The sequence below is a fragment of the Streptomyces sp. NPDC059456 genome (assembly GCF_042750055.1).
Lineage (GTDB): Bacteria > Actinomycetota > Actinomycetes > Streptomycetales > Streptomycetaceae > Streptomyces.
This window is the reverse complement of sequence record NZ_JBHYVA010000017.1, coordinates 24,325-30,583: the sequence shown is the minus strand read 5'-3', so window position 1 is coordinate 30,583 and position 6,259 is coordinate 24,325. Positions and strand designations below refer to the sequence as shown.

Here is a 6,259-nt window from a genome sequence, read left to right as displayed (position 1 = left end):
CGGGTGGCTGTGTCTGGTGCGGGCCCGGCGGCGCGCGGCCCCGCGGCGGGGGGGGGGCGGGGCGGCGCGCGGCGGCGCCCCCCCCCACGACGGTGAAGTAGCGCACCAGCCGCAGTTCCAGGTCCTGTCCGAGATCGTTCACCCTTCCAGCGTAGGCGACATGCCGTTTCGGAATGACCAGGTTGCCGAACCGGTCTTGGACGGCCACGTCGTCCTGGGCCTTGACTAGAGGAGCAACGTTTCCCCAAGAAGGCGACAGACGCAATGAAGGCAATCCAGTTCCACGAAGCCGGCGGGCCGGAAGTTTTGCAGTATGACGAGGTGACGGTTCCCCAGATCGGCCCGGGCGAAGTACTCGTCCGGGTGCATGCGGCGGGCATCAACCCGCCGGACTGGTACCTGCGTGAGGGGATGAAGGTCATGCCGGCCGAGATGAGGCCGACGCTGGAGTTCCCACTGATCCCGGGAACGGACATGTCGGGCGTGGTCCAGGCGGTCGCTCCGGACGTGCTGGGGTTCGCCGTCGGTGACGAGGTCTTCGGCATGCTGCGGTTCCCCGGATTCGACGGCCGGACGTACGCGGAGTACGTGGCCGCGCCGGCTTCGGACCTGGCTCACAAGCCGGCCGGCATCGACCACGTGCAGGCGGCCGGAGCGCCGATGGCCTTGCTTACGGCCTGGCAATACCTGGTTGATCTCGGCCACGACGTGCCGTCTCCTTTCACCGGCCGGGTGCACCGGCCGGTGCCGATCACGCCGGGGATGACGGTGCTGGTCAACGGAGCCGCCGGTGGAGTGGGCCACTTCGCGGTACAGCTGGCGAAATGGAAGGGGGCACACGTCATCGCGGTGGCCTCGGGCCGGCACGAGCAGTTCCTGCGCAAGCTCGGCGCCGATGAGTTCATCGACTACACCAAGACGCAGGCCACGGAAGCGGTCAGCGGCGTCGACGTGGTGATCGACACTGTCGGTGGCCCGGACAGCTCACGCCTCCCGACTGTGCTCAAGCGCGGCGGCACCATGCTTCCGGTGTTCTTCGCCGAGTACGACCCGGAAGACATGGCGAGTCTGGGCATCACAGTCTCGAACATCCAGGTGCGTTCCAACGGCCCCCAGCTCGCCGAGATCGCGGGCCTGTTCGACGAGGGCAAGCTCCAGGTCGGGGTGGACAGCACCTATCCGCTACCCGAGGCGGGCAGCGCACACACCCGAGCCGCGCAAGGCCACATCCAAGGCAAGATCGTACTGACGGTGGACTCGTGATTACCGAACTCCAGCAGGTGGTGGTGCACACGCCCACGCCCATGCCCTGGACAAGCTGAATTGGCCCCGGCTGAAAGCCGTTCTGACCGAAAACACCGCCCGGACCCACACGATGCCCGGACACGGAATGCTCACCGAGCGCGTGGCGGTGCTCGACTTCAGGGCAATATATGGGCGTGGCGGCGAGGACGCGGTGGGCATCGGGACGGGTCAGAGTTCCCGGCTTGTTCCTGAACGCCTCGATCATCGCCGGCACCTCCGGGTGTGACACCGGGCCGGGAACCTAAAGAGGGCATCTGATCAACGTTCACGCCTGTGTGGGTGGGGTGTCTGTTTCGATTCGCCAGGTTGGTTCAGATTCTCCCGTGAGTCGCGGCTCATTCTGTTGGCCGTCGCCCGGTGGATCATCGTTCGGGATCTTTGAGGCAGGGGCTCGCAGTCGCGCGCCAGGCCACGGTGCTGCATCAGCCAGCCGATGTTGCCATCATGGTCTCCGGACAGAGACAGCCACTGATACGCGTCCTGCACGACCAGCCCCGACGTGACCTGCAGGATCCAACCCGCCGCACCCTATCCGCCTTAGAGGTCGCTTTCGCCCGAAGTTTCATCCCGAGATGGGCTGTTTGGTGGGCTTCTTGGGGTCTCGCCAGGAGACGGTGCTCTCGCCGGTGAGGCGGCGGGCCATGAGGTCGGTCATCGCAAGATGGATGATGGCTACGGAGCGGGTGGGCAGGGTTTCGTAGTCGCGGGCCAGGCGTCGGTGGAGCATCAGCCATCCGTAGGTCCGCTCGACCGCCCACCGTTTCGGGATCGGGGTGAAACCCCTGGTCCCGGGAGTGCCGGTGGTGATCTCCATGTCGATGCCGAGGGTGGCGGCGTGCTCGACGAGGTGCTGGCGGTAGCCGCCGTCGACCCATACCTTGCGGATTGCGGGGTGGTCGGCGGCGGCCTGGCCGATGAGGCGGGTGCCGGCGACGGAGTCCTGCACGCTCGCCGCGGTGACCAGTACCGCCAGGAGAAAGCCGAGCGTGTCGGTGACGATGCTCCGCTTGCGGCCCGCGATCTTCTTGCCCGCATCGATGCCCTGACTGGCAGCTGGAACGCTGGTGGAGGTTTTCACGCTCTGGGCGTCGACCACACACGCAGACGGCTCGGCGTTCCGCCCTTCCTTCTCGCGCAGGAGGCGCCGCAGGACTCCATTGAGCTGGGCAAACACCCCCTCGTCAGCCCATCTGACGAAGTAGCCGTAACACCCTGGTGCGGCGGGAAGTCATGCGGGAGGTAGGCCCACTGGCAGCCGGTGCGGTCCACGTACAAGATCGCGTTCATGATCTCGCGCAGATCATGCCGTGGAGGCCGGCCGAAGTCCAGAGCCCTACCACGGCGCTCGAAACGCCACGCGGACAGCACCGGCTCAATCAACTCCCAGCGCGCATCGGACAGATCACTCGGATACGGACGTCGCTTCGCCATGCTTCCGGCGTACCGCCGCGGACCGCATGCACCCAGGCGCACAGACGCGGCAGTGGAAGCACACGGGGCATCCACGGCCGGGCATCCTGGGATGAGACAGGCACCAGCATCAGCCCGCCCCACAAGCCCCCCACACCCCACAGGCACCGACTCCATCAATGGTCACTACCGCACCGCAGTCGACCACCTCAAGAATCGCAGCAAATCTCAAGATTCCAGGATAAAACGACCTCTTAGAGGACCTCTGGTTCATGCCGACGCTGCTGGCCAGCACCCCGGACGAGGTGTACGGCACGGACAGGAAGTCCAGGAGTCCCTGGATCCGGCCGTCCTGGAAAGCCGTGTCGAATCCGGTGATCCGCGCGATGAAGTCGGGGGCCGTCGGGTCCAGGTGCTCACAGTGAACGCCCGAATCGGTCCTTCCAGGAGGGCCGTCAGCGACCACAGGGCCCGCGGCCCCGTTCGCAGGTACAGGGCATCCTCCTGCGAAACCGGGCCGGCAACGATCGCTACTCGTTTACCGCGAAGCGTCTCTCGGTCTCGCAGAAGACTTCGGGCAGGCATGAGGAACATCCATTCAATCAATGCAGGTTGCATATATCGGTTCACCGGGACTGAACAGGTCGCTCGATGTGTTTTCAAGATCGATACGGAGTGGATGTTGCTCACGGTCGGCGAAGGCGTCTTCGTGGCGGAGGAGATAGCGGCGGGTGTGGGTGATAGGCGCGTCCGGCGAGGCGGACGGCGCTGGCGGCCGGGGCTCCGGCTGCGCCGACCGGCCTGGGAGAAGGTGGCGTCTCGCACCCAGCGAAGCTTGTTCTCCACGGGCCCCGGTGGGCTCTTTCGCCATGATTGAGGTGCGGCACTGACACAACTGCACCGTACGACAGCCAGCACCTCCCAAGTTCTCGGGGGCGCCGCCCATGACCCTCAGCCATCACACTGAAATCTCTCGTGCGCCACTGACATCACTACTGAAATGAATCTTGCGGTACTTAAATTTTCAGAGCCGCCCGACACTGCTGAAGAGATTTACAGAGGCACTGGGCCAGTGCGTCATGCGCCGGCCCGGGATGGACTGCGCCTCCCAGCCCAGGTACGCAGGATGCCACCGCGGAGTGATTTCGGTTTCGGAGACTCACAACCTCCGTTAGACACCCTTCTGCATGGACGTGGCCGGGTTCGGTTCGTGGGGTTCTCGTGTGAGTAGGGGCGGCTCGCGCCCGCACTCGTCGGGCGAAGGGCTGTCGACGGGTGTCTGCCGGGCGCCGTTGCCTGGCAGGACCGTCGCCGGTCTGGCTGGAACCAACACATGCGGCAAGGGGCGCTCGCCGAATAACGCGTGGTCACCGCGCCAACCCGCCAAGGATTGCACTGCGAGTGCAATCAAGTCAACGCGCCGCCCGGGGGTCCGCCGGGCCGCGCGCCCGCGCGGCGCCATCGGAAACGAGTGCGTCCGATTATCGGACACCGTGCCCCGGATCGGTCGACTTGTCGCTTGTGGGCGACTGGGTTGGATACCCATGAGATTCAACGGGTTACGCTCGCCGCTTCTTTGCCTCGCCTTTGCGATACTCGGCTTGATCAACTTCGTTTCGCAGTGACAAGCTTCAGCGGTCGCCGTCCCACTGGAATTTCTTCCCAAAAGCGGTGAGCGACCCCCCGGGGGGCACATCCACTGGCGACATCTCGCCGACTGGAGCCCGGGCATTTTCTTCGAAACCCGACCGGCGGCCGATCGACGACGTCCGGCCCCAGACCGCGCGGGTCCGAGTTGGCTTGACCGGAATGGCGGCGCGATCCGGCGCATGCCGTTCCACGTCTCTTCACATGCTCAAAAGGATATTTCGGTGCAACAACTGACCCTTCAGGGTGAGGAATTCTTCCTCACCCCGGTTTGCCTCGTTCCGAACGGGCGCGCCCATCTCGGCCACATAGCCGGTCCGCTCCTCAAGATGGACGTGCTCAGGCGTCACATCGTGCGTGGCGGCGGCAAGGCCACCATGATTTCCCTCAGCGATTCCCACGAGTCGCACGTGCTGGTCCGCGCCCACCAAGACGGCGTCGCCCCCGAAGACGTGGCGAACCTCAACCACCACCTCATCGGTCAGGACCTCGCCGCGCTGGACATCGCCTACGACGACCTGATCAACCCGCTCGACGGCCAGTGGGCAGCCGTCTATGAAGCCGTGAACAGGGAGTTCCTTGCCGGAATCGTCGAATCCGGCAGTGCCGCGATACGAAGCGAGCCCATGCCCGTACTGCGGTCCGAGGATGCGGGTGCGCACGCCGGATCGATGAGGCCCAGGGTGGGCGAGGCGATCGTCAGCGGCTGGCTCAAGGGGAAGTGCCCGGACTGCGCGCAGCCCCTCGTCGGCTTCTTCTGCGAATCCTGCGGAGGGCACTTCTCGCCGGCCGAAATGATCGAACCGTCCACGGCACACTTTTCGGGTGCGCTGGAATTCGAAGACCTCCGCTCGCTGTACCTGGAGCTACGGGGCGGCCCCGACAGACTCATGGCGCACCTGCGGGAAATCTGCCGGCGCCCCGATTTCCTCGCCATCGCCCACCGCTACCTCCAGTCCCATGGCGCTGCCATCAGACTGACCGTGCCGAGTCCCTGGGGAATTCCCTGGGAGAGTGACGGCCTCGCTCCGGGACAGGTCATCTTCTCGTACTCTGCTCTGCTCATCGGCTGCCACCTCGTGGCGGGCGAGCGGTACAAGGAACTCACCGGAAGCGCCCTGAACCCCTTCGAAAAGGGGTCGCGCATCCGCACGGTGATCTCCTTCGGGGTCGACAACTCGGTTCCCTTCATGGTCGGGGCCGTCGGCTGCGCGCTGGGGCAGGACCGCTACAAGCCGGTCGACTCGCTGCTGGTGAACTACTTCTACGACCTGGAGGGCAGCAAGTTCTCGACCAGCCGCGGCCACGTGATCTGGGGAGGCGACCTCGTCACCCTGGGCGGGGCGGAGCCGGACCTGGCCCGTGCCTATCTGTGTCTGCGCGGGCCGGAGTACGCCCGGGCCGCGTTCCAGGTGGAGGAGTTCCTACGGTTCCACAACGAGACCGGTACCCGTGCGAGTACTGCCCTCCAGGCCGCGGCAGACCGCCTCTTCGGCCACCGGGCCACCGCACCGGACCCCGGGGTGCTCGGCCGGCTGGAGCGCGCGCTGACGCATCAGAGCGCCGTGCTCGACCCTGACACCTTCGATCTGGCCGGGGCGTGGACGGCCGTGGACCGCTGGATCGCCACCGCCGGCGCGCTCACCGCGACGGCCGGCACCGCAGCCGCCTGGCTGTTGGGGTTCTCGGTACTCGCGGCCCCCGTGATGCCGTCGCTGGCCCAGCGCGTGTGGGAACTCGTCGGGCAGCCGGGGACTCCGACCATCGCCGCGCTGGCCGACGGCGTCGAGGCCGTCACCCTCACCGGCGAGGTTCCCCGCCTGCGGTCCCTGTCACGCGGCGAGTTCAACGCCTGCCTTCCCGTCGCGTTGCGCAAGTAGCCACATCCAGCAGCAGA

At 66.1% G+C, this 6,259-nt stretch carries 2 protein-coding genes and 1 pseudogene; 2 read left to right on the top strand and 1 reads right to left on the bottom strand.

From position 1 onward, the window contains the following. Positions 1-264: 264 nt before the first annotated feature. Positions 265-1,263, top strand: coding sequence for an NADP-dependent oxidoreductase (locus ACFXA3_RS03370; protein ID WP_385181236.1), 999 nt, complete (start codon positions 265-267; stop codon positions 1,261-1,263). A 604-nt stretch (positions 1,264-1,867) separates the two neighbouring features. On the opposite strand, the pseudogene ACFXA3_RS03365 reads toward ACFXA3_RS03370, so the two are convergent. Next, positions 1,868-2,736 (bottom strand): annotated as a pseudogene (locus tag ACFXA3_RS03365) (IS5 family transposase). Positions 2,737-4,586: 1,850 nt separating this feature from the next. Here ACFXA3_RS03365 and ACFXA3_RS03360 point away from each other — a divergent pair. After that, positions 4,587-6,242: a class I tRNA ligase family protein gene (locus ACFXA3_RS03360; RefSeq protein WP_385181235.1), complete on the top strand. Its 1,656-nt coding sequence runs from the start codon at positions 4,587-4,589 to the stop codon at positions 6,240-6,242. Positions 6,243-6,259: the final 17 nt, after the last annotated feature.

What these genes read in the sequence shown, in the direction of transcription:
- ACFXA3_RS03370 (WP_385181236.1), top strand. Translation starts at nt 265, where the DNA reads ATGAAGGCAATCCAGTTCCACGAAGCCGGCGGGCCGGAAGTTTTGCAG.